The following is a 1,052-nucleotide window of genomic DNA, read 5'->3' as shown; positions in this document are numbered from 1 at the left end:
CACGCTGGCGTGCTGCGGCGGGTTCGCCGTCGCGGGCGGGCTGCTGGCCGCCGGGCGGCTCGGCCGCCGGACCGGCGCGGCGTTCACCTCGGGCGCGGCGGCGTGGGCGCTGACCTGGACGGCGAGCTGGAACGCGGGCGCCGGCCCGGTGGTGTCGGTGTTCGCGCAGTCGGTCTTCTTCGTCGCGATCGGGGTGGGCGTGCTGCTGTACCCGGGCGGCCGGCTCGACGGCGCCGCCGCCCGGCTGTGGACCGGCGCCACCGCCGCCGTCATGATCGGCGGCCAGGCGGTGCTGTGCGCGCTGTCGCGGCCGGCGTGGAACGGGTTCGACCCCGCGGCGGCGTGGCCGTCCGCCGCCCCCGACCGGGAGGCGTTCGACTGCGCGTACCGGGCCGTCACGACCCTGGAGGCGGGGCTGGCCGGCGCGCTCGTCATCATCCTGCTGCTGCGGCTCCCAGGGACCGGCCGGCTCGACCGCCGGTACACCGTGCCCATCGCCGCCGCCGTCACGGTCGGCGTCGCCGGGGCGCTCGCGGTGCAGGGCTCGCTCATCGGCCGCCACGTGACCCTGGACGACGTGATGGAGGTCTACCTCTTCCAGGGCGTGTCCGCGACGGTGCTGCCGCTGGCGTTCCTCGCCGCGACGCTGCGCGCCCGGCTGGCCGAGCTGTCCGCCGCCGAGCGGATGCAGCGCCTCACCGACCCGGTGTCGGTGGAGAAGGTGCGGGACGCGCTGCGCCGCGTCCTGCGCGACGCGACGCTCGACCTGTGGCTGTGGGCCGGGGACGGCTACGTCGACGTCACCGGGCGCGGCGCCGCGGCCGGCGCCGGGCCGGTGCCGGGCCGGTGGCGGCACGAGGTCCGCACGTCCGCGGGGGAGCCGCTCGCGGCCGTCGACGCCGACGACCGGCTGCGCGGGCACGAGCCGCTCGTCGAGGCGGCGCTCGTCGCGCGCAGCCGCTGCTGGGCGCGCTGGAGGACCTGCTCGAAGGGCTGGAGGAGGCGGCCGGCCCGCAGGCCCGCGAGCACGCGCGCGCCTGCCGCCGGGAACT

1 protein-coding gene is annotated in these 1,052 nt (G+C 78.9%); it reads left to right on the top strand.

From position 1 onward, the window contains the following. On the top strand, positions 1–1,052 hold a 1,052-nt coding region (locus tag F9B16_RS52175), incomplete at both ends, for a hypothetical protein (RefSeq protein ID WP_192809425.1).

This window comes from Actinomadura montaniterrae (assembly GCF_008923365.1).
In the GTDB taxonomy this organism is placed as follows: Bacteria; Actinomycetota; Actinomycetes; order Streptosporangiales; family Streptosporangiaceae; genus Spirillospora; species Spirillospora montaniterrae.
The sequence above is the reverse complement of the archived record's forward strand: the minus strand, read 5'-3'. Positions and strand labels throughout refer to the sequence as shown.